Genomic DNA, 21,098 nt, shown 5'->3' with positions numbered 1-21,098 from the left:
CGTGTTCGGTACGGGCCGGCTCAGATGTCGTCGACGGACGACGACTCGAACCGCGAGGAGATGTTGATGCCGAGCTCTTCAGCGGCACGGAAGACCTCGTCGTCCGTGTCGCGGAGGCTGACCGCCTGGCCGTCGGCCGAGAGGACCTCGACGTTCAGGCAGAGCGACTGCATCTCCTTCATGAGGACCTTGAACGACTCGGGGATGCCGGGCTCCTGGATGTTCTCGCCCTTGACGATCGCCTCGTAGACCTTCACGCGGCCGAGGATGTCGTCGGACTTGATCGTCAGGAGCTCCTGGAGGGCGTAGGCGGCGCCGTACGCCTCGAGCGCCCACACCTCCATCTCACCGAACCGCTGGCCACCGAACTGCGCCTTACCACCCAGCGGCTGCTGCGTGATCATCGAGTACGGACCGGTCGAACGGGCGTGGATCTTGTCGTCGACCAGGTGGTGCAGCTTGAGGATGTACATGTAACCGACCGAGACGGGCTCCGGGAACGGCTCGCCGGAGCGACCGTCGAAGAGCTGCGCCTTGCCGGACGAACCGATCAGGCGCTCGCCGTCGCGGTTCGGGAGGGTGCTGTCGAGGAGGCCCTCGATCTCACGCTCGTACGCACCGTCGAACACCGGGGTGGCGACCTTCGTGCCGGGCGCCGCGCTGTGCGCTGCCTCCGGCAGGGCCGATGCCCACTCCTGGATGCCCTCGACGTTCCAGCCCTGCTTCGCGAGCCACCCGAGGTGGATCTCGAGGACCTGGCCGAAGTTCATGCGGCCGGGGACGCCGAGCGGGTTGAGGACGATGTCGACCGGGGTGCCGTCCGCGAGGAACGGCATGTCCTCGACCGGCAGGATCGTCGAGATGACGCCCTTGTTGCCGTGACGACCGGCGAGCTTGTCACCCGCGGTGATCTTGCGCTTCTGGGCGATGTAGACGACCACACGCTGGTTGACGCCCGAGCCGAGCTCGTCGTCGCCGTCCTGCGCGTCGAAGACCTTGACGCCGATGATCGTGCCCTCTTCACCGTGGGGCACCTTCAGCGAGGTGTCGCGCACCTCGCGCGACTTCTCGTTGAAGATCGCGCGGAGCAGGCGCTCCTCGGCGGAGAGCTCGGTCTCGCCCTTCGGCGTGACCTTGCCGACCAGGATGTCGCCGGGGCGGACCTCGGCGCCGATGCGGATGATGCCGCGCTCGTCGAGGTCGGCCAGGAGGTCCGGGCTGACGTTCGGGAGGTCGCGGGTGATCTCCTCCTTGCCGAGCTTCGTGTCGCGGGCGTCGACCTCGTACTCCTCGATGTGGATCGAGGAGAGCGTGTCGTCCTTCACGAGGTTCTGCGACAGGATCATCGCGTCCTCGTAGTTGTAGCCCTCCCACGGCATGAACGCGACGAGGAGGTTCTTGCCGAGCGCGAGCTCGCCGTTCTCCGTCGCGGGGCCGTCGGCGATGACCTCGCCCTGCTCCACGCGCTCGCCTGCGGAGACGATGACGCGGTGGTTGTAGCTCGTGCCCTGGTTCGAGCGGTCGAACTTGCGCAGGTAGTAGGTCTGCGTGCCGCCCTCGTCGAGCTGCAGGGTCACGGCGTCGGCCGAGACCTCGGAGACCACACCGGCCTTGTCGGCGGTGACGACGTCACCGGCGTCGATGGCGGTGTAGCCCTCCATGCCGGTGCCGACGAGCGGCGACTCGGAACGGAGCAGCGGGACGGCCTGACGCTGCATGTTCGCACCCATGAGGGCGCGGTTCGCGTCGTCGTGCTCGAGGAACGGGATGAGCGAGGTCGCGACCGACACCATCTGGCGCGGCGAGACGTCCATGTAGTCGACCTCGTCCTTGCCGACGAGCTCGACCTCGCCGCCCTTCTTGCGGACGAGCACCTTGTCGTCCTGGAAGTGGAAGTCGTCCGTCAGCGGGGCGTTGGCCTGGGCGACGACGAAGTCGTCCTCCTCCGATGCCGTGAGGTAGTCGATGGTCGTGGTGACCTGACCGTTCACGACGCGGCGGTACGGCGTCTCGATGAAGCCGAAGGAGTTGATCCGACCGAACGACGCGAGCGAGCCGATCAGGCCGATGTTCGGGCCTTCCGGGGTCTCGATCGGGCACATGCGGCCGTAGTGCGACGGGTGGACGTCGCGGACCTCGACGCCGGCACGCTCACGGGACAGACCGCCCGGGCCGAGGGCCGACAGGCGACGCTTGTGCGTCAGACCCGCGAGCGGGTTGTTCTGGTCCATGAACTGCGACAGCTGCGAGGTGCCGAAGAACTCCTTGATCGCGGCGACGACGGGTCGCACGTTGATCAGGGTCTGCGGGGTGATCGCCTCGATGTCCTGCGTGGTCATGCGCTCGCGGACGACGCGCTCCATGCGGGACAGGCCGGTGCGGACCTGGTTCTGGATGAGCTCGCCGACGGCGCGGATGCGACGGTTGCCGAAGTGGTCGATGTCGTCCACGTCGAGGCGGAGCTGGACGGGCTCGCCGTCGCGGACACCGTCGAGCGTGGTCTTCTCGGCGTGCAGCGAGACGAGGTACTTGATGGTGCGGACGATGTCCTGCACGGTCAGCACCGAGTCCGAGAGCTGCGCGTCGATGCCGAGCTTGCGGTTCAGCTTGTAGCGACCCACCTTGGCGAGGTCGTAGCGCTTCGGGTTGAAGTAGAAGTTGTCGAGGAGCGCGCGCGCGGCCTCGGCGGCGACCTGCTCGCCCGGACGCAGCTTGCGGTAGATGTCCTTGAGCGCCTCCTCCTTGGTGAGGACGGCGTCCTTCTCGAGGGTCGACTCGATCGAGGCGAAGCCCTGGAACTCCTCCATGATCTCCTCGCTCGTCAGGCCGAGGGCCTTGAGGAAGACGGTCACGGACTGCTTGCGCTTGCGGTCGATGCGCACGCCCACCTGGTCGCGCTTGTCGATCTCGAACTCGAGCCATGCACCACGCGACGGGATCACGCGAGCGGAGTAGATGTCCTTGTCGGAGGTCTTCTCCTGCTGGCGCTCGAAGTACACGCCCGGCGAGCGGACGAGCTGCGAGACGACGACGCGCTCGGTGCCGTTGATGATGAACGTGCCGCGCTCGGTCATGAGCGGGAAGTCGCCCATGAACACGGTCTGCGTCTTGATCTCACCGGTCATGTGGTTCATGAACTCGGCGTTGACGTACAGCGGCGCGGCGTAGGTCTTGCCACGCTCCTTGCACTCGTCGATGGAGTACTTCGGGTCCTCGAGCTCCGGGGACGTGAACGAGAGCTGCATGGTCTCGCCGAGGTCCTCGATCGGGGAGATCTCCTCGAAGATCTCCTCGAGGCCGGAGTGCAGCGCGAGGTCGGTGCGACCCTGCTCCTGTCCTTCGGCGAGGCGGGCCTTCCAGACGTCGTTGCCGACGAGCCAGTCGAAGCTCTCCGTCTGGAGGGCGAGCAGATCAGGAACCGTGAGGGTGTCCGTGATCTTGGCGAACGAGAGTCGCGAGTGGTTGCGACCGTTCTTGGGGTTGGTGGATGCGTTGGGCGCAGCAGCCAAGGGTGTGACCTCCGGTAGGCCCCGTCGGGCCGGTACTGACGAGCAGCACGTAGGTGAGTGGATTGATCGCTCGGCGCGACCCCGGATCACCGACACGCGGATCCGACGACACGACCGTGAGGAGCACGACCGTCGAGGACCTGTGGGATGATCGGTGAGCGGGTCCCGCCGCCATATACGGGACCGGCTTCACCAGGGCGCGTGTTCGACCGCAATATGACGACACACGGATGCCAGGGAGCGCGAACTGTCATCATAGGTCGCTCCGGCACGCGCTGTCCAGTCCTGGCTTGACCGGATTCGGCGATGGCGTGTATAAGCGCGCGGGCCACGATCGCGTTCCCCCGGTAACACGCTCCGGTCCCGCTCCCGGCGAGCGCCAGGACGGCCGGTTCAGTCGACGAGCGCGTGCACGACCCGCTCCGGGTGCTCGGTCCGGACGAAGGTCACCCGACCGCGGTCGTCCGTGATGCGCACGCCCCGGCCCGGCGTGAGGACGAGCGCCCGCACCCCGCGACCCAGGCGCAGCCCGACCCCGCCGTACGTCCGGGCGTCCGCCTCGGCGATCGCGACGTCGGCGATGTGCTGCCTCGCGATCCGACGGGCGGGCAGCGGCCGGAAGCGCAGGACGACGTCGGTCTCGGTGACCGCGATCCCGGTGCGCGCGAGCAGCAGGAGCGCACCGGCGACCAGCGCCAGCACGCCGGGCAGCAGGAGCGCGACCTCCGGCGCGTCGCCGGGCCAGCCGAGCACGGCAGCCGTGAGCGCGCCACCGCCGAGCAGGAGCACGGCACCCGTGACGCGCATCCAGCGGGGTGCGCGCTCGCCGTCCGCGGCCACCGGACCGGAGGCACGATGCGGGTGGGCGGACCGGACCGGCCCCGGTACGGTGCGGGTCGGCAGTGCGCGGAGCGGGCGGTGGGTGGGGACGCTCGTGGTGTCGGTCATGGCGGGTCTCCTGGTCGGAGTCGTGGTCGTTCCACGTGCCGCCGGACCTCGGTCGCGGGGTCGGCGCACGCGTGTGGTGCGTGCGCCGTCGCACGTCGGAGGGCGGCGGGCACGCGGCTCGCCGACGACGCTCGGTCCGCCCGGGCGCGGTGGGGGTCGCGCGGGGCCGGTCCGGTCCACGTCGTGGTCACCGGCGACCGGGGACACCGGCGCCGGGGCGGCACCGTGTCCGACACCTGTCGGGTGACGACGCGGTGAACGGTACGTGACCAGGCTTGGCGTCGGCTGGTCGCGACCGCAGCGCCCGGTGTGGCCGGGTCACGGGATCCGCGTCGCAGGACGGGCAACACGACCCGGTGGGCAGACCGACGGGGCCGCGGTGTGTCGCGGGGGTCAGCGCAGGACGAGGGCGACTGCCTCGGCGCGCGTGCGGACGCCGAGCTTCGCGAACACCTGGTTCACGTACGACTTCACGGTCGGCACCGTCAGGAAGAGCTCGGCGGCGATCTCCGGGTTCGTCCGGCCGTCCGCGACCCGCTCGAGCACGTCGGCCTCGCGCGGCGTGAGCCCCGGGAAGCGGTCCCGCACCGACAGCGGAGCCGGAGCCGGGGCGTCACCGAGCCGGGCGACCAGCCGCGCGCCGACGCCGGCGTCGAAGGTGGCCTGCCCGGAGGCGACCGCGCGCACGGCCGTGGCGAGCTCGGCGCGCCCGGCGTCCTTCGTCAGGTACCCGCGCGCACCCGCGCGGAGCGCACCCACGATCGAGTCGTCGTCGGCGTAGGTGGTGAGCACGAGGACGGCGACGTCGGGGTGCGCCGCCGTGATGGTGGCGGTGGCCGTCGGGCCGTCGGTGCCCGGCATCCGCAGGTCCATGAGCACGACGTCCGGCGGGTCGACGGCGACCATCGCGATCGCCTCGGCGCCGTCGGTGGCCTCGCCGACGACCTCGAGGTCCGGCACGAGCGACAGCACCGTCACCAGACCGTCCCGCACGATCGCCTGGTCGTCGACCACGAGCACCCGGATCGTCACGACGTGGCCTCCGGCACCCGCATCGCGACGACGAAGGCGTCGTCGACCTTGCCGGCCGTGACGGAGGACCCGTCGTCGAGCTCCGCGAAGCGCTCCCGCATGCCCACGAGTCCGTGGCCGACCGCCCCGGCGCGGCCGTCCGCACCGGCACGCGCGTGGCCGGACCGGTCGAGCGGGTTGGCCACGGTGACGTGCACGGCGGAGTCCGCCCGGTCGACGGACAGCACCACGCGGCGACCGGGGGCGTGCCTGCGGGCGTTGCTCAGTGCCTCCCGGACGGCCGCGACCACGACCCGGCGGTGGGCCGCGTCGACGGTGGTGAGTGCCGCGTCTCCGTGGGTGGTGACGGACCCGCCGAACGACCGGTGCGCGGCGACCAGGCCGACCAGGTCACCCGGCTGCGTGAGGGTGGGCGGAGCCGTGTCGTCGCGCAGGGCGTGCACGGCGCGGCGAGCATCGGCCAGTCCGGTCGCCGCGAGCGCTCGGGCCTCGCCCGCGCGACGCGTCGCCTCGTCGACCCGACCGGCCTCGAGCAGGGCCTCGACCGCGTCGAGCTGGAGCACGAGGCCGCCGAGGGAGTGGGCGAGGACGTCGTGGACCTCGCGGGCGGCGCGCGAGCGGTCGGCCAGGAGCTCGGCACGCTGCTGCTCGGCCACGGCCTGGCGGGTGCGCTCCTCGGCGATCCGGAACTGCCGACGACTGAACCCGACCACTGCGGCCAGGAGCGGGCCGGCGCCGCCTCCGAGGACGAGGCCGACCGGCGCTCCCGAGGCGGCGGCGGTCGCCGCGACGACCACGAGCGCGACGGTGGCGGCGACCGGACCGGCCCAGACGGGCTGACGTCGCCCCGCACCGATCACCACGACGCCCACGAACGGGACGGCCACCGTCACCGCGGCGGTCGGTACGACGACCGCCGCGCCGGCGACGACCATCACCCACGCGGCGGCGAAGAGCACGCGCTCGGTGCGGGCCGCGACCCGGATCGCCCACGCGGCGAGTGCCAGGGTGCCGACCAGCCAGACCCAGGCGGGCGCCCCGTCCGTGAGGCCGTTCCGCACGAACCAGTAGGTGACCGCGGCGATGCCGAACGCGTTCAGCGCACGGGTCGTCGCGGAGCCCGACCGCCGCGGGACGGGACCGTCCCACGCCGCGGCGGTGCTCGTCGGGTCCGGGCCGGTGGTCACCGGACCATCATGCCGCGCGCGGTGTGCGGGATCCGCTGGTCGACGACGAGGGCACGGGCGGCCCGGTTGAGCGCCAGGACGAGCAGGACCACGCCGGTCGACGTGAGCAGGTGCGTCCCGAGGTGTCCGCCGACGACGTCGAGCCCGATGCGGACGACGATGAGCAGGACCCAGAGCCCGGCGCCCGCCCAGCCCGTCCGGGCCTGCAGCACCCGGCCGTGGTCGTCCGGCGTCGCGGTCGTGCGGAAGCGGGTCATCGCGCCCATCGCGAGGCCGGCGGCCACGGCCGCCAGGGCCTCGATGCCGAGGAAGAGCACGTCGAGCGTCGTGACGGCGGCCACCGACTCCGCGAGCACCACGACGCCGACGACGCCGAGCACGAGCGGCGCCCGCCACACCCGGGCGGGGTCGAGTGCCCGCCAGGTCGCCTGGCGCCAGGCCAGGAACCCGACCAGGACGATGCCGACGACGGTGTTCGCGAGGAGTTGAGCGGTCACGGTGTGCCTTCCTGGACGCTGTCCGGCGGGGGTCCCCGACCGGTGCTCCCAGCCTCACGACCGGGCGGATGCGGCCACACCACCCACGGGTGGTGGTCCGGGTGGGGATCGTCGGTGGTGTTCCATGGGGGCATGGCTGACGCGTTCGACGGGTTCCGGATCGGTGCGGGCTGGGCGTCCGTGGAGCCGGACCGGCACCGCCCCGGCTCCTTCACGCTCGTGGTCGACGGCACCCCGCAGTCGCACGTCGACCTCGAGGACCCGACGCACCTGGCCTTCGAGTACATCCGGCGGATCGGGCACGCGATCGACCTGCTGCCCGAGGGACCGATCACGGCGCTGCACCTCGGCGCCGGTGCCCTGACGCTGCCCCGCTACGTCGCGGTGACCCGGCCGGGGTCGCGGCAGCAGGTCGTCGAGCTCGAGCGCGACCTGGTCGAGCACGTCCGCGAGGTCCTGCCCTTCCCCCGCGGCGCCTCGATCCGGGTCCGGTACGGCGACGCCCGCGAGGTCCTCGGCAAGCTCCCGAACGGCCTGCGGGGCACGGTGGACCTGGTGGTCGTCGACGTCTTCGGCGGGTCGCAGATCCCCGCGCACGTGACGAGCGTCGAGTTCTACCGCTCGGTCACCGAGTTCCTCTCCCCCACCGGCATCGTCGCCGTGAACGTCGCGGACGGGGCCGGCCTGGCCTTCGCCCGCGGGCAGGCCTCGACGCTGCAGGCCGTCCTGCCTTCGGTCGCCGCTGTCGCCGACACCGGGATGCTCAAGGGCCGGCGCTTCGGGAACATCGTGCTGCTCGGGTCGAAGGCGGACCTGCCGGTGGCGGACATGCCCCGGCGGTACTCGTCCGACCCGATGCCCGCCAAGGTCGTGCACGGGCAGGAACTGCGCGCGTTCACGGCGGGTGCGCCGATCGTGACGGACGCGACCGCGGTCGCGTCCCCGGAGCCGAACCGCAGCGTCTTCGGCGGCTGACGGCGCGGGCCGCGTCGCGTCCACGGGGCGGACGGGAGGCACGGCGCAGGTCCGGCACCGCGCCTCCCGTCGCGTCGGTGGGTGACGTGACGGACGCGCGCCCCTGAACGCACCGGTCCCCCGGCTGCCAAGATGGGGGACAACGACCGCGCACCTGCGCGACCGACCGAGGGAGTCCCCTGATGACGAACGACGACCGGCGCAACGAGGACCGGACCGGCGACGCACCGGTCTGGGGCAGCGCACCGCAGCACGACCGCTCCGACGCACCTCGCTACGGCGAGCGCGTCGACCAGCCCGGCGCGGCACCGCAGTACGGCCAGCAGCCCCGGTACGGCGAGCAGCAGGACGGCCAGCAGCAGCACGGCGACCAGCCCGACCGGTACGGCCAGCGCGACGGCCACCAGGACTCCCCGACGTGGGGCGAGCACCAGGGGTCGCACCAGCCGTACGCGGCGTCGTCCGCACCCGCGAGCGCCGGCAGCCCGGCGTGGCAGTCCTACGAGGAGCCCAAGCGCAAGAAGAAGACCGTCGGCCTCGTCGCGTTCGCGCTCGGGGTCCTGTCGCTCGTGCTCGGTGTCGTCGGTGGTGCCGTGATGGGCGCCGCGCTCGCGGGCAACGCTGCGTTCGCGGAGATGGCGCGGAACGGCGGCGGTTCGGTGGAGCAGCAGGAACAGCTGCAGCAGCAGCTCATGAACGACCCGTCCGCCCTGAGCCAGTTCGGCGGCGGCGCGATCGTCGTCCTCATCGCGGCGGTGCTCGGTCTCTGGGCCCTCGTGCAGGGCATCATCGCCGCGGTCGCGGGCCGCGGGCGCGTCTGGGGCGTCCTCGCCATCATCCTCGCCGTCGTCGCCACCTTCGCGACCTTCATCGCCGTGAGCGTCGCCGTGACGTCCGCGATCGCCGGGAGCAACTGACCACCAGGCCTCGACCGTCGGCCCGTCCCGCTGGTGCGGGACGGGCCGTCCCGCGTTCTCGGACCCCCCGTGCGCGTGGCACCGCTCGCTCACGGCGGGCCGCGGTTACCCTCGAACCGATGTCCCTCCCGCCCGATGACCGCCAGCAGCCCGACCGCGTCGACCGCGCCCGGGAACCCCGTCACGCCGCACCGGGCAGTCCTGCTCCGGTGACCGCCGGTGTCAGCCCGGGGAGCACCTTCGCGCCGATCAGCCTGCGCCCGGCCGTGGACGCCGACGCCGTGCAGCAGCGACTCCGCGACCTCGGTCAGAGCCGGAGCACGGACGCGCTCGCCGAGCGGGCCGAACTGCTCCGCCTGCTGGGCCGCCTCGACGAGTCGCTCGTCGTCGCCGAAGAGGTGTTCCGCCTGACGATGTTCACCGGCGAGCGCTCGGACAAGGTCGCCGCACGCATCCGTCGCGCCCACGTGCTGCACGACCTGGGCCGCCACGAGCGTGCCGCGACCGAGGCCGCCATGGCACGCGACACCGCCCGGACCGAGGAGTGGCCGGAGCTCGAGGGTGCCGCTGCCGAGCTCGAGGGGTGGTCGCTGTTCGAACTGTCCCGGTTCGACGAGGCCCGCTCCGCGCTCTCGCGGGCGTACCAGGCCTTCCGGCAGGCAGGCGCCCCCTCCGAGCGCACCGAGGCACTCCGCACCGCGGTCGAGGCCGCGCTGCGGGCATCGGTCTCGCAGCCGAAGGCCACCGACGACCGGCCCCGCACGGCGCGCGAGGTCGCCGCACGCCGGGCCGAGGACGACGAGCCGACCACCCGGGTCGCGGAGCCGGTGAAGCAGGTCCCGCCGATCCGCCGCCGGGTGCTCGGCGCGCCCGACGCCGCACGGACCGACGCCGACGACATCTGGGGCCGGATCGCCGCGAAGGCCGCGCAGAAGGGCCAGGCGCCCCGCGACGAGCCGGACCCCGACCTGCCGTGACGGAACGGTCGGCGGCGGCGCAGGCCGCGTCGGGGCCGTCCACGCGGGCGTCCGGCCCTGCCGCGGAGGCTCCCCGCCCTGCCGCGGGGGCGACGCTCGAGCGGGTCAGGGCGCGCGCGGAGCACCTGCTGGCCGCGCACCTCGGTCCCGGTGGGTGGACGTTCGCCTTCGACCACGCCAAGACCCGAGCCGGGCAGTGCGACTTCGCCCGCCGACGCATCACGGTGAGCCGGCACATCGCCGCCCGGGTGAGCGACGACGACGTCGAGCAGGTCCTGCTCCACGAGGTCGCCCACGCCCTCGCCGGTCCGCGGGCCGGGCACGGGCCCGTGTGGCGGCGGACCGCAGCGGGCATCGGCTACACCGGGTCCCGCCTGTACGACGGACCGATCGCGTCCGAGCTGGCCCCGTGGGTCGGCAGCTGCCCGGCCGGCCACGAGCACGTCCGGTACCGCACCCCCACGCGACCGCTGGCGTGCGCGCGGTGCAGCCGACGGTTCGACGGCCGGAACCTCATCACGTGGGAGCGGCGCGCAGCTACCGCATGATCCACAGGGCGCGGGGAGGCGCGCCGGGGAGCCGTTAGCCTGGACGGATGCACACGGGGCAGCACATCCGGACCGACAGCGGGTCGTCGTGGTTCTTCGACGCCGGTCGGATCGCCCTGGACTTCGCGCACACCGGTGGCTTCGCCGACGACCCGGACGCCCGCCGCCCCCGCGCCCGACTCGGCGAGCTCCTGGTGACCCCCGCCGACCTCGACGAGTGGCTCGGCGACCACACCGAGCCGATCGACGTCGGCGCGACCGCCCGCGAACTGCAGGACGCCCGGGCGCTCCGGGCCGCGATCGGTCGGCTCGCGGTCGCCGCGGCACCCGCACCCGCCGGCTCGTCCGACGCCACCGCACGCTCCGCGGTCGCCGTGGGACTCCGGGCCGGGACCGGCCGGACCCGGCCCGCACCGGACGACATCGACACGGTCAACCTGTTCGCGGCACTGCCCGACGTGCCGCCGAGCCTGCCGGGTGGCCGCCGTCGGGCGGGCGCGAACCGGGTCCGTCTGGCACAGGCGCTGTCCAGCGTGGCGCGGGACGCCGTGGCGCTGTTCACCGAGGTGGGCTTCGACGACGTGGCGGCAGACGGCCAGCCGACCCGGCTGAGCCGCTGTTCCGCCGAGGACTGCGGGCTGGTGTTCTACGACTCGTCGCGCGGTGGCACGCGCCGCTGGTGCTCGATGCAGCGGTGCGGCAACCGAGCGAAGGTGCGGGCGCACCGAGCGCGGCGCGCGGCGGCTTGACCGACTGAACGAATCTGTGGATTCGGCGCACCGAATCCTGGCATGCTGGTCGCATGACCGACACCGCCGCCGCTCGACGTGCCCGCTCCGGTCGCCCTGCAGGGGGACGCGGTGACGGCACCGCCGGCGAACCCGGTGGGCCGGGCCCCGTCGACCCTCGGCGGCGCGCGGCCGGCCTCACACTCCTCGGTCCGGCCTTCGTCGCCGCGATCGCCTACGTGGACCCGGGCAACGTCGCCGCCAACCTGACCGCCGGCGCCCAGTACGGATACCTGCTGCTCTGGGTGCTCGTCGCGGCGAACGCGAGCGCCGTCGTCGTGCAGTACCTGTCGGCGAAGCTCGGCGTCGTCACCGGCAGGTCGCTCCCCGAGCACCTGGGCCTCCGGATGAAGCGGACGCCCCGACTGCTGTTCTGGGCGCAGGCCGAGATCGTCGCCGCGGCCACCGACGTCGCCGAGGTCATCGGCGGCGCACTCGCACTGCACCTGCTCTTCGGGCTGCCGCTGGTCGCCGGCGGCGTGCTCACCGGGGTGGTCTCGATGGCGATCCTGCTGCTGCACAGCCGCCGTGGCACCCGGACGTTCGAGGCGGTCGTCACGACGATGCTCGCGATCCTGACCGTCGGCTTCTGCGCAGGACTGCTGTTCGCGCAGGTGTCTCCCGGCGAGCTCGTCGGCGGCCTGGTCCCCCGCTTCGAGGACTCGCAGTCCGTGCTGCTCGCGGCGTCGATGCTCGGCGCGACCGTCATGCCGCACGCGGTGTACCTGCACTCGGCCCTCGCCCGCGACCGCCACGGGGACGTGCCCGCGGGACCGGAGCGACGCCGGGTCCTCGTCGCGACGCGCTGGGACGTCGGCCTCGCACTCGTCGTCGCCGGAGGGGTGAACGTCTGCATGCTCGTGCTCGCTGCCGCGACGCTGCCCGGGGTCGCCGGCACCGACACGATCCCCGGCGCGCAGGCCACGATCGAGGCGAACGTCGGCCCCGTCGTCGGCGTCCTGTTCTCGGTGGGACTGCTCGCGTCCGGCCTCGCCTCGACGTCGGTCGGCTGCATGGCCGGCGCGGAGATCATGCACGGACTGCTGCACGTGCGGGTCCCGCTCGTGGTGCGCCGACTCGTGACGCTCCTGCCCGCGGTCGCGCTGCTGGCCGTGGGGGCGGATCCGACGACGCTGCTGGTGCTCAGCCAGGTCGTGCTGAGCTTCGGGATCGCGTTCGCGATCGTCCCGCTCGTGGTCTACACCTCGCGACGCAGCATCATGGGTGCAGACGTCAACGCGATGACCACCCGCGTCGTGGCGGGGGTCATCGCGTTGGTGATCGTCGCCCTCAACGTGGCGCTCGTGGTGCTGACGCTGGCCGGGTGATCCCGGCCCGACCGACGTCAGTCGACGACGCGGACGTCCTTCCAGAACGCGTAGTAGCCGGAGTAGTCCTTGCCGACGCGGTCGAACGAGGACGGGATGGGCGTCGGGTACGACCACGCGCGGTCCGGCAGTGCCTGACCGTCGACCGTGACCGTGTAGTACTGCGTGTCACCCTTCCACGGGCAGTGGTACTGCGTGTCGCTCTCGGAGAAGAACTCCGGCTTCACGCTCGACGGCGGGAAGTACCAGTTGCCCTCGATCTGCACGAGGTCCTCCTGCGGGGCCTCCGCGATCACGGTGTCGCCGACGACTGCCTTCATGACGTGCTCCTTGCGGTCAGCGGCGCCCGGTCGACGCCTGCGATCGGGAACGCTACGCCGCGGCGCCGGATTCCCGCAGGACGACGAGCTCCGGTCCGGCGGCGAGCGCCGCGTGCACCGTCCCGCGGTCCAGCTCGGCAGCCCCCTCGGCGGCGCTGACCAGGTGCTTCACGGCGCGGCGGAGTCCGGTGAAGGCGGCGCACGCAGCCGCCGCCTCGGGTGAGGTGTGGTCGATCCCGACGGAGATCAGCGCGTCGACGACCGCGCCCGCCGCGAGCAGGTCCTCGACCGCCGGGTCCGGCGCTCCCTCGGCGTCGGCGGGCTCGCCGGCGTCCTCCGCCACGTCGTCCGCGCTGACCAGGGACCGCCCGGCCGCGACGACCGCGACGACGCACCGGTCGCCACGCTCGGCCTGGAGGCGCGTCACCCGCTCCGCCACGGACGCCGCGTTGCCGAGGTGGCCGAGCACGACCTCCGGACCGTCCGGCAGCAGGGCTGCCGCGGCACGTGCCCGCGCCACGGGACCGGCGCCGTGCACCGCCGATCGGGGGTCCGGCAGCACGTCCACCCACACCACGAGGTGCGTGCCGTGCGCGATCCGGTCGGCACCGGCGACCCCCCACGCGAACCGGACCTGGTACTTCTCCTGCGTGCGTGCTGCCACCGGACCACGATAGCCGTGGCGGTCCCCTGTCCGTCTCCACAGGACCGGTCCCCACGGGGGTGTCCCGACGGCCCCGCTGTCGGTACCGCGACCGTAGTATCGATGACCATGGAGCTCGCCACCGTCCCCACCCTGACCGGCGACCGCGTCACGCTCGAGCCCCTGGCGGCCGAGCACGCGGACGACCTGCGGGCGGCGGTGGCGGACGGCGACCTCTGGCGTACCTGGTACACCTCGGTGCCGGCGCCGGACCGCGTCGACGACGAGATCGAGCGGCGCCTCGGCGAGCACGAGGCCGGTCGGATGGTGCCGTTCGCCGTCCGTGACCGCCCCACGGGCAGGGTCGTGGGGTCGACCACCTTCGCGAACATCGACACGGCCAACCGCCGGGTGGAGATCGGGTACACGTTCCTCGCCAGGGCAGCGCAGCGCACCGGCATCAACACCGAGGCGAAGCTGCTCCTGCTCTCCCACGCGTTCGAGACGTGGGACTGCATCGCGGTCGAGTTCCGGACGCACTGGCACAACCACCAGTCGCGTGCGGCGATCGCGTCGCTCGGAGCGAAGCAGGACGGCGTCCTCCGCAGCCACGCGATCGGACGCGACGGCACGCTCCGCGACACCGTCGTCTTCTCGATCACCGCCGCCGAGTGGCCGACCGTGCGCCTGGCGCTCACCGAACGCCTGCGCACCCGTGACCGCGCCGAGGGCTCCCGCCGCCGGGCCGCCCGGCACGCCTGAACCCGTCCGTCCCCCGTCGGCGCCGGGCTGCCCAGCGCTCCGGCGTAGCGTGCGCGCCATGCACGTCGGTCTCCGCATCGTCCTCGACGCCCCCGTCGATGCCGTCCGCGACGCCCTGCTCTCGCCGTCGGTGATGGTCGCGGTCACGAAGCCGTTCCTCGTCTACCGGTCACGCTCCCCCGAGGGCCTGCCCGAACGCTGGACGCCCGGTACGCCGCACCCGATCGCCGCGGACGCCTTCGGCATCGTGCCGAGCGGCGACACCCACGTCGACATCGACCTGTACGAGGTGGAGGGCGTCCCCGTGCAGCGCGACAACGGCGGCGGGGAGACCGGGCTCTTCGGCCGCATGACGATGCGGCACCGGATGGCGACGGTCGACCTCGGCGACGGTCGCACGCTCCTGCTCGACCGCCTGACCTACCGGATGCGTCCGGCGCTGCTCGGCGCCGCGCTCTGGCCGGGCATGTGGGTCATCTGGCAGTGGCGGGCCCTGCGGATGCGCCAGCTCGCCCCGTCCTGGCGTCGGTCCGTCCGCTGACCGCGGTCGGTGCCCGGCCCGCGGGGTCCGTCCACCGACTGCGGCCCGGTGCTGGCGGGTCCGGAGGAGCCGGGCGTACGCTCGCCGTGTGAGCCAGACGCAGGAGCCGAGGGCCCAGGACCGCGTGCACAGCACGCTCGCCACCGTGGACTGGCGTCGGATGACGTTCGACCTGTACCGCCGGGTGCGGGCGACGCCGGACCCGGAGACCGCCCACGCGATGTGGCGGGAGACCCGCGACGCCATGTTCGGTGAGCACCCGGCCAGTCCGCTGCTCGACGAGGACGCGCGCGACTTCGAGGCGCTGCCGGTCCCCGACTACGACCCCGAGTGGCGCTTCCGTGTCCGCATCGAGGACGCCGAGCCCCAGGCCATGGACGTCGAGACGGGCACCGACGGCACGGTGCACTTCGACCGCCTCGGCATCGTCCGACTGCCGGGCATCGGCACCCTCGACGTGTGGTCGCACGGCGGGTACGCGGGCGGGCTCTTCGTCCCGGTGAAGGACGCCAGCGCCGGACGGGCCCGCGGCACGTACGGCGGCGGACGCTACCTGCTCGACACGATCAAGGGCGCGGACCTCGGCGGGGACGACGGCGAACTCGTCCTCGACTTCAACTTCGCGTACAACCCCTCGTGTGCGTACGACCCGGCCTGGGCGTGCCCCCTCGCTCCCCCGGGCAACACGGTCGCCGTGCCGATCCCGGTCGGCGAGCAGTACGACTTCTGATGCCCGCACGACGCGGCACGCAACACGCAACGGACAGGACACAAGGGTGGATCGCATGACGGGACTCGTGGCCCTCGACGCGGGCGGCCGGGTACCGCCGTTCGAGCAGGTCCGTTCGCAGATCGCGGCGCAGATCGCTGCCGGGTACCTGGTGGACGGGGAGCGCCTGCCGAGTGTCCGCGCCCTCGCCGAGGAGCTCTCGCTCGCCCCGGGGACGGTGGCGAAGGCCTACCAGCTGCTCGAGGAGGCCGGGCTCGTGCACACTGCGCGGGGTGCCGGCACGCGGGTGGTCCGCCCGGCCGAGGTACCCGAGGCCGTCGCCGGGGCGGCTCGCGCCCTCGCCGCGACCGCGCACGAGGCCGGGCTCTCCGCCGACCAGGCCGTCGCCGCCCTGCGCGACGCCTGGCCCGCCTGACCCGCCCGCCTCGGCCCGCGATGTGCGGGGCGGAGGCGATCCGCGCCTCCCGGCCGTCCGCCGTCAGCTGTCCGCACCCCTTCCGCAAGACGCAACGTCGGCGAGGTCTCGCAGCGGTGTACTGCTGCGCCCTACCGCCGACATTGCGTCTTGCGGGTCTGTCTGGTTCCCGGTCCTGCGTCAGCAGTGCTCGAAGACGTACTCGTCGTCGGCCGGGGTGACCAGGTCGCGGTCCCGCAGGATCGTCATCGCCGGACGGTCCCGCATGCCGCAGACCGACGCCCACGACCGGTGGAGCGTGTCCGAGTACTCGATGTCGATGACGCGCTTCCCGTAGGCCGCCGTGTAGGCCGAGCACTCGTCGTACTGCACGCACTCCTCGGCCACGACGAAGTCGAAGCCCGTCGTCTGCCGCCCGGCCTTCCCGAGCTGCGGCGTGTTCTTCTGCCCGACCGCCAGTCGGTGCTCGTGCCCGACCCGCACGAGGGCGGCGGCGAGCGCGAGGTTGCCGGAGCGGGTCAACCGCTTCCCGGACCGCGTCCACGAGTCGAGGTTGTCGAACTCGACGGCGTCGAACCCCCGGTCGGCGCAGCGGACCACCGCCTTCGTGAGCTCCTTCGTGATCGCGGCGCGCTTCGCGGCGGTCCTGGTGTCGAGGAGCACCTCGTCCGGCCAGCCCGGGTCGGAGACGAGCGTCCCCGCGCCGTCGCGCAGGAGGGCGGACGGGGCGCGACGCTGCCACTCGGCGAGCGACCCCGGTTGCGTCTGGAACCCGTTGACGTAGCAGATGGAGTACCTGCCGGCGGCGGGGCGGTCGGTGCTGTCCCGCTCGACGATCGTGACCCCGGCGGCCGGGGTGTAGCCGCCGCCGAGCTGGTAGTCCGGGCGCCCCGAGGTCGGCAGGTCCGTGTACCGGGTCCCGGCGGACGAGGCGGGAGCAGCCGGCGTGGCGGCCGCCGCGCAGCCGGTGCCGGCGAGGGCGGTGACCAGGGCGACCGCGGCGGTCAGCAGGACGGGACGGGTGCGCACGAGGGGATCATCGCACGCGCTCGGCGAACGGTCCTGCCCGACCCCGGGGGTCGCACGCTATGCTGGGGGTACTCGAGGCGCCGATCGCCTCGTGCGTCGTACGGACGCCCCCGACTCCCGACCCTCATCCGGTCGATGATCGCGCACCGACATCCCGGTGCCAGGCTCTCTGCTGCGGCGACCGCGTCAGCACCGCTGACGCGGGGTTCCCGCCCGCGCGCCACATGCCAGCGCGCCCACGGCCGGCACGTGCCGGCCCGAAAGGTCACCATGACCGCCACCCCTTCCGACATCCGTTTCACCGACCTCGGCGTCCCCGCGCCGATGGCGCAGGTCCTCGCCCAGCAGGGCAAGGAGACGGCCTTCCCGATCCAGGCCGACACGCTGCCCGACTCGCTGCAGGGCAAGGACGTGCTCGGCCGCGGCCGGACCGGCTCCGGGAAGACGATCGCCTTCGCGATCCCGCTGGCCGCCCGCCTCGCCGCGAGCCGTCGTCCCCGTCGCGCCGGTCGGCCCCGTGCACTCGTGCTCGCCCCGACGCGTGAGCTCGCGACGCAGATCGACGCGACCCTCGCACCCCTCGCGAAGGCGATGGGCCTGAACACCACCACGATCTTCGGCGGCGTGGGCCAGGGGCGTCAGGTCGACGCCCTGCGTGCCGGCGTCGACGTCGTCGTGGCCTGCCCGGGTCGTCTCGCCGACCTCATGCAGCAGGGGCACGTGAGCCTCGGCGACATCGAGGTCACCGTCCTCGACGAGGCCGACCACATGGCCGACATGGGCTTCCTGCCCGGCGTGACGAAGATCATGCAGGCGACGCCCGAGAAGGGGCAGCGCCTGCTGTTCTCGGCAACGCTCGACAACGGCGTGGACAAGCTCGTCAAGAAGTTCCTGCACAGCCCGGTCATGCACTCGGTCGACGACGAGACCAGCCCGGTCGAGGCGATGACCCACCACCTGTTCGAGGTCCCCGACGCCGACGCGAAGAAGGACCTCGTCCGCGCGCTCGCCTCGGGCACCGGCCGACGCATCCTGTTCATGCGCACCAAGCACCACGCGAAGCGCCTGGCGAAGCAGCTCAGCTCGCAGGGCATCCCCGCGGTCGACCTTCAGGGCAACCTGTCGCAGGGCGCCCGTGAGCGGAACCTCGCGAAGTTCTCGTCCGGCGAGGCCCTCGTCCTCGTCGCCACCGACGTCGCCGCCCGCGGTGTGCACGTCGACCACGTCGAGCTCGTCGTGCACGTCGACCCGCCGACCGAGCACAAGGCGTACCTGCACCGCTCGGGTCGCACCGCACGCGCCGGGTCCTCCGGTGACGTCGTCACCGTGACGCTGCCGGCCGAGCGCCGCGACGTCGCGCAGATGATGCGCGCCGCTGCGATCAAGGTCGCGCCGCAGCAGGTCACCGCGACCTCACCCGCCGTCACGTCCCTGGTCGGCGAGGTCGCCCCGGTCCGCTACGTCGAGGAGGCGCCGGTCCAGCAGCAGCGCCAGCGCCAGCCGCGCACCACCGAGTCGGCACGGTCCGAGACGGCCGGCGGCGGTCGTCGCCGTGGTCGCGGCGGACGGACGCCGGGCGCGGCCCCGGCCCCGCAGACCACGTCCGCCGGCGGCGGGTCGGGCCGGTCCACCGGCGGTCGCGGTGGCCGACCGGTCACCGAGGGCTCCGGCGCTGCCGGGTCCCGTGGCGGCGCGAGCCGTGGCGGTGCAACGGGTGGCGCGGCATCGGGCGGTCAGCGCCGCTCGGGCGGCAGCCGTCGGGCGTCCAGCGACGTCGTGCGCGGTGGGTCCGCTCCGGTGTGGTCGTCCGAGGGCGGCTACGCAGCGGGCCGTGGGGCCGGCTCGGAGTCCGGCGTCGCTCGTCGCCGCGGGGGCTCGCGTCGCGCGTCGCGTCCGGCCGGGGCAGCCGACCGCCACTGAGACTCCGCGCTCGCCCGGGCCGCGCCCGCGCTCGACCGAACCTGGACGTCGGGTGCGAAGCGGGCGACGCCGGACGCGTAGGTTCTCCTTCACCGCAGGCCGCGCGAGTGGCCCGCGGGGGAACGTTCGTCGTTGGAAGGAGACCGTATGGCTGGCAGCGAAGAGAACCACACCGGCGAGAAGCTCGGCGGGAAGCTCAAGGAGGGCGTCGGCAACCTGACCGGCAACGACAAGCTGAAGGCCGAGGGTCAGACCGACCAGGCCAAGGCGTCGGCCAAGCAGGGCGTCGACGACGTCAAGGACGCGGCGCACGGCGTCGCGGACAGCCTCCGCGACGAGAAGCACTGAAGCCCGGTCACCGACCGCGCTGCGAAGCCCCCGGATCCGATCGGATCCGGGGGCTTCGTCGTGCATGCGGCGCGGTGGGCGGCGCCCGTGGAGCTGGCCGGCCTGCAGGCCTGGCTAGTGCAGGGCGCCGACCGAGGCTAGGCCGGCGCGGAGCAGGGCACCTCGGCCGCCCTCCATCTCCTCGGCGACGGCGTCGGAGGCTGCCTCCATCGGGCTCATCCACGTGAGCTCGAGGGCGTCCTGCCGAGGGTCGCACGTGCCGGTCACGGGCACGACGTACGCCAGGGAGATCGCGTGCTGCCGCTCGTCGGTGTACACCGAGGCGCCGGGCAGCGGGAAGTACTCGGCCACCGTGAAGGGGGTCGGGCTCGCCGGGAGCTGCGGGAAGGCCATCGGACCGAGGTCCTTCTCGAGGTGCCGGAAGAGCGCCGTCCGGATCGACTCACCGAACATCACGCGACCGGAGACGAGTGTGCGGGCGATGGAGCCGCTCGGGGCGACGCGGAGCAGCACGCCGACCTCGGTCACGACGCCGAGCCCGTCGGTGCGGACCGGGATCGCCTCGACGTAGCAGATGGGCAGCCGACGGCGGATGTTCGCGAGTTCCTCGTCGGACAGCCAGCCGGAGTCGGGGTCGGGGGTGCGGAGCGAGGCCATGCACCGTGTCTACCAGTCGCCCCGGCGAGTTCGGCGGAAGGCGCGGTCGCTGTGGATGGCTAGCGTTGTCCACATGATCGATGCGGACAGCGTGCAGTGGACCCGTCCGGCCGGGGAGCGCGCCGGCACACCGCTCCTCGTCGCGATGCACGGGCTGGGGTCGGACGAGCGGGACCTGCTCGGCCTCGCGCCCGCGCTGCCGCCGGCGTGGACGATCGCGTCGCTCCGCGCCCCGGCGCCGTGGGGGCAGGGCTTCTCCTGGTACCCGCTCGGCACGCCGGGTTCCCCCGCGCTCGAGCCGGTGGACGCCGCCGTCGAGGGCGTGCTCGACTGGATCGACTCCGTCGCTGCCGAGCACGCGCGGGTCGGGCTGCTCGGGTTCTCGCAGGGCGGGTCGATGGCGCTCCAGCTGCTCCGTGCTCGACCCACGGCGTTCGCGTTCGCCGTGTCGCTCTCGGGGTTCGTCGTGCCGGGCGTCACCGACTCCCGCGACGAGGCGGTCGCCACCGTCCGCCCGCGGGTGTTCCTCGGGCACGGTGACCTCGACCCGGTGATCCCGGCCGAGGCGACCGCGAGGACGCAGGCGTGGGCCGCCGCCCACACGGACGTGACGGACCGCTCGTACGCCGGGCTGCCGCACGCGGTCTCGGCCGAGGAGCTCGCCGACGTGGCCGCGTTCATCGAGGCCGGCTAGCCCCCCCCCCCCGGACGACGACCGCGCGGACGACGACCGCGCGGCCGTCGATGGAGCAGCAACCGTCGGGTCCGACGTGCGGACCCGACGGTTGCTGCTCCATCAACGGGGACGAGCCGGACGGGAGGCGCGTGGCGGGCCCGCCACGTGCCGCCCGGCCGGCGCCGGGGCGGGGGGGGGGGGGGGGGGGGGGGGGGCCGGGGGGGGGGGGGGGGGGGGGGGGGGGGGGGGGGGGGGGGGGGGGGGGGGGGGGTGGGGGGGCGTCCACGGAACCAGGTTCCGGACACGACATCGCGAAGATGCGTGGTGCTGTGTCCGGAACATGGTTCCGAC

General features: G+C 73.3%; 22 protein-coding genes. 13 read left to right on the top strand and 9 right to left on the bottom strand.

Annotated elements, in window-relative coordinates:
• Positions 1–20: 20 nt before the first annotated feature.
• From rpoB to QUG93_RS08415, 5 genes are all read right to left on the bottom strand, one after another.
• Positions 21–3,509: a DNA-directed RNA polymerase subunit beta gene (rpoB, locus tag QUG93_RS08435; protein WP_289473484.1), complete on the bottom strand. Its 3,489-nt coding sequence runs from the start codon at positions 3,507–3,509 to the stop codon at positions 21–23.
• A gap of 393 nt (positions 3,510–3,902) precedes the next feature.
• Positions 3,903–4,457: a hypothetical protein gene (locus tag QUG93_RS08430; RefSeq protein WP_289473483.1), complete on the bottom strand. Its 555-nt coding sequence runs from the start codon at positions 4,455–4,457 to the stop codon at positions 3,903–3,905.
• 393 nt (positions 4,458–4,850) lie between these two features.
• Positions 4,851–5,489: a response regulator transcription factor gene (locus QUG93_RS08425; protein ID WP_289473482.1), complete on the bottom strand. Its 639-nt coding sequence runs from the start codon at positions 5,487–5,489 to the stop codon at positions 4,851–4,853.
• On the bottom strand, positions 5,486–6,676 hold the full coding sequence (locus tag QUG93_RS08420) for a sensor histidine kinase (protein ID WP_289473481.1): 1,191 nt from the start codon (positions 6,674–6,676) through the stop codon (positions 5,486–5,488). The genes QUG93_RS08425 and QUG93_RS08420 overlap by 4 nt, the downstream gene beginning before the upstream one ends.
• Positions 6,673–7,173 (bottom strand): hypothetical protein, encoded by a 501-nt coding sequence (locus QUG93_RS08415; RefSeq protein ID WP_289473480.1) that lies wholly within the window; start codon positions 7,171–7,173, stop codon positions 6,673–6,675. Before QUG93_RS08415 ends, QUG93_RS08420 begins: the two co-directional genes overlap by 4 nt.
• A gap of 132 nt (positions 7,174–7,305) precedes the next feature.
• Between QUG93_RS08415 and QUG93_RS08410 the strand changes: the two genes are divergently transcribed.
• From QUG93_RS08410 to QUG93_RS08385, 6 genes are all read left to right on the top strand, one after another.
• Positions 7,306–8,148, top strand: a complete 843-nt coding sequence (locus tag QUG93_RS08410; RefSeq protein ID WP_289473479.1) for a spermidine synthase — start codon at positions 7,306–7,308, stop codon at positions 8,146–8,148.
• 182 nt (positions 8,149–8,330) lie between these two features.
• Positions 8,331–9,065: a DUF4064 domain-containing protein gene (locus QUG93_RS08405; RefSeq protein ID WP_289473478.1), complete on the top strand. Its 735-nt coding sequence runs from the start codon at positions 8,331–8,333 to the stop codon at positions 9,063–9,065.
• A gap of 119 nt (positions 9,066–9,184) precedes the next feature.
• The gene (locus QUG93_RS08400) at positions 9,185–10,042 is read left to right on the top strand and encodes a hypothetical protein (RefSeq protein ID WP_289473477.1); all 858 of its coding nucleotides are present in this window, start codon (positions 9,185–9,187) and stop codon (positions 10,040–10,042) included.
• Entirely contained in the window at positions 10,039–10,590 is a 552-nt protein-coding gene (locus QUG93_RS08395) for a SprT-like domain-containing protein (protein WP_434533094.1), read from the top strand. Before QUG93_RS08400 ends, QUG93_RS08395 begins: the two co-directional genes overlap by 4 nt.
• A gap of 47 nt (positions 10,591–10,637) precedes the next feature.
• Positions 10,638–11,339 (top strand): CGNR zinc finger domain-containing protein, encoded by a 702-nt coding sequence (locus tag QUG93_RS08390; protein WP_289473476.1) that lies wholly within the window; start codon positions 10,638–10,640, stop codon positions 11,337–11,339.
• A gap of 53 nt (positions 11,340–11,392) precedes the next feature.
• Entirely contained in the window at positions 11,393–12,706 is a 1,314-nt protein-coding gene (locus QUG93_RS08385) for an Nramp family divalent metal transporter (RefSeq protein WP_289473475.1), read from the top strand.
• A gap of 17 nt (positions 12,707–12,723) precedes the next feature.
• Here QUG93_RS08385 and QUG93_RS08380 read toward each other — a convergent pair whose 3' ends face one another.
• On the bottom strand, positions 12,724–13,026 hold the full coding sequence (locus tag QUG93_RS08380; RefSeq protein ID WP_289473474.1) for a DUF427 domain-containing protein: 303 nt from the start codon (positions 13,024–13,026) through the stop codon (positions 12,724–12,726).
• A gap of 52 nt (positions 13,027–13,078) precedes the next feature.
• Positions 13,079–13,690, bottom strand: a complete 612-nt coding sequence (locus QUG93_RS08375; RefSeq protein ID WP_289473473.1) for a hypothetical protein — start codon at positions 13,688–13,690, stop codon at positions 13,079–13,081.
• Between the two features lie 102 nt (positions 13,691–13,792).
• On the opposite strand from QUG93_RS08375, the gene QUG93_RS08370 reads away from it, so the two are divergent.
• The 4 genes from QUG93_RS08370 to QUG93_RS08355 all read left to right on the top strand — a co-directional run bounded on the left by QUG93_RS08370 (position 13,793) and on the right by QUG93_RS08355 (position 16,117).
• Positions 13,793–14,431 carry a GNAT family N-acetyltransferase gene (locus tag QUG93_RS08370; RefSeq protein ID WP_289473472.1) on the top strand — a complete coding sequence of 213 codons (639 nt, stop codon included), beginning with the start codon at positions 13,793–13,795 and terminating at the stop codon, positions 14,429–14,431.
• 58 nt (positions 14,432–14,489) lie between these two features.
• Positions 14,490–14,972 (top strand): hypothetical protein, encoded by a 483-nt coding sequence (locus QUG93_RS08365; RefSeq protein WP_289473471.1) that lies wholly within the window; start codon positions 14,490–14,492, stop codon positions 14,970–14,972.
• A 160-nt stretch (positions 14,973–15,132) separates the two neighbouring features.
• Positions 15,133–15,702 carry a DUF1684 domain-containing protein gene (locus tag QUG93_RS08360; protein ID WP_289473668.1) on the top strand — a complete coding sequence of 190 codons (570 nt, stop codon included), beginning with the start codon at positions 15,133–15,135 and terminating at the stop codon, positions 15,700–15,702.
• 55 nt (positions 15,703–15,757) lie between these two features.
• Positions 15,758–16,117: a GntR family transcriptional regulator gene (locus QUG93_RS08355; protein WP_289473470.1), complete on the top strand. Its 360-nt coding sequence runs from the start codon at positions 15,758–15,760 to the stop codon at positions 16,115–16,117.
• A gap of 180 nt (positions 16,118–16,297) precedes the next feature.
• Here QUG93_RS08355 and QUG93_RS08350 read toward each other — a convergent pair whose 3' ends face one another.
• The gene (locus QUG93_RS08350; protein ID WP_289473469.1) at positions 16,298–17,146 is read right to left on the bottom strand and encodes an endo alpha-1,4 polygalactosaminidase; all 849 of its coding nucleotides are present in this window, start codon (positions 17,144–17,146) and stop codon (positions 16,298–16,300) included.
• 270 nt (positions 17,147–17,416) lie between these two features.
• Between QUG93_RS08350 and QUG93_RS08345 the strand changes: the two genes are divergently transcribed.
• Positions 17,417–19,066, top strand: a complete 1,650-nt coding sequence (locus QUG93_RS08345; RefSeq protein WP_289473468.1) for a DEAD/DEAH box helicase — start codon at positions 17,417–17,419, stop codon at positions 19,064–19,066.
• A 147-nt stretch (positions 19,067–19,213) separates the two neighbouring features.
• On the top strand, positions 19,214–19,414 hold the full coding sequence (locus QUG93_RS08340) for a CsbD family protein (RefSeq protein ID WP_289473467.1): 201 nt from the start codon (positions 19,214–19,216) through the stop codon (positions 19,412–19,414).
• Positions 19,415–19,528: 114 nt separating this feature from the next.
• Here QUG93_RS08340 and QUG93_RS08335 read toward each other — a convergent pair whose 3' ends face one another.
• Positions 19,529–20,071 carry an NUDIX hydrolase family protein gene (locus tag QUG93_RS08335; protein WP_289473466.1) on the bottom strand — a complete coding sequence of 181 codons (543 nt, stop codon included), beginning with the start codon at positions 20,069–20,071 and terminating at the stop codon, positions 19,529–19,531.
• A gap of 73 nt (positions 20,072–20,144) precedes the next feature.
• Between QUG93_RS08335 and QUG93_RS08330 the strand changes: the two genes are divergently transcribed.
• The gene (locus QUG93_RS08330; protein WP_289473465.1) at positions 20,145–20,765 is read left to right on the top strand and encodes an alpha/beta hydrolase; all 621 of its coding nucleotides are present in this window, start codon (positions 20,145–20,147) and stop codon (positions 20,763–20,765) included.
• Positions 20,766–21,098 lie beyond the last annotated feature (333 nt).

The sequence above is a fragment of the Curtobacterium caseinilyticum genome (assembly GCF_030363035.1).
GTDB lineage: Bacteria > Actinomycetota > Actinomycetes > Actinomycetales > Microbacteriaceae > Curtobacterium > Curtobacterium caseinilyticum.
This window is presented reverse-complemented; position numbering and strand designations above follow the sequence as displayed.

Excerpts from the sequence above, each read along its gene's own strand:
- QUG93_RS08330 (WP_289473465.1), top strand. The coding sequence starts at position 20,145 with ATGATCGATGCGGACAGCGTGCAGTGGACCCGTCCGGCCGGGGAGCGC.
- QUG93_RS08400 (WP_289473477.1), top strand. The coding sequence starts at position 9,185 with ATGTCCCTCCCGCCCGATGACCGCCAGCAGCCCGACCGCGTCGACCGC.
- QUG93_RS08380 (WP_289473474.1), bottom strand. The coding sequence starts at position 13,026 with ATGAAGGCAGTCGTCGGCGACACCGTGATCGCGGAGGCCCCGCAGGAG.
- QUG93_RS08340 (WP_289473467.1), top strand. The coding sequence starts at position 19,214 with ATGGCTGGCAGCGAAGAGAACCACACCGGCGAGAAGCTCGGCGGGAAG.
- QUG93_RS08385 (WP_289473475.1), top strand. The coding sequence starts at position 11,393 with ATGACCGACACCGCCGCCGCTCGACGTGCCCGCTCCGGTCGCCCTGCA.
- QUG93_RS08345 (WP_289473468.1), top strand. The coding sequence starts at position 17,417 with ATGACCGCCACCCCTTCCGACATCCGTTTCACCGACCTCGGCGTCCCC.
- QUG93_RS08370 (WP_289473472.1), top strand. The coding sequence starts at position 13,793 with ATGACCATGGAGCTCGCCACCGTCCCCACCCTGACCGGCGACCGCGTC.
- QUG93_RS08390 (WP_289473476.1), top strand. The coding sequence starts at position 10,638 with ATGCACACGGGGCAGCACATCCGGACCGACAGCGGGTCGTCGTGGTTC.
- QUG93_RS08405 (WP_289473478.1), top strand. The coding sequence starts at position 8,331 with ATGACGAACGACGACCGGCGCAACGAGGACCGGACCGGCGACGCACCG.
- QUG93_RS08335 (WP_289473466.1), bottom strand. The coding sequence starts at position 20,071 with ATGGCCTCGCTCCGCACCCCCGACCCCGACTCCGGCTGGCTGTCCGAC.
- QUG93_RS08410 (WP_289473479.1), top strand. The coding sequence starts at position 7,306 with ATGGCTGACGCGTTCGACGGGTTCCGGATCGGTGCGGGCTGGGCGTCC.
- QUG93_RS08355 (WP_289473470.1), top strand. The coding sequence starts at position 15,758 with ATGACGGGACTCGTGGCCCTCGACGCGGGCGGCCGGGTACCGCCGTTC.
- QUG93_RS08430 (WP_289473483.1), bottom strand. The coding sequence starts at position 4,457 with ATGACCGACACCACGAGCGTCCCCACCCACCGCCCGCTCCGCGCACTG.
- QUG93_RS08360 (WP_289473668.1), top strand. The coding sequence starts at position 15,133 with ATGACGTTCGACCTGTACCGCCGGGTGCGGGCGACGCCGGACCCGGAG.
- QUG93_RS08365 (WP_289473471.1), top strand. The coding sequence starts at position 14,490 with ATGCACGTCGGTCTCCGCATCGTCCTCGACGCCCCCGTCGATGCCGTC.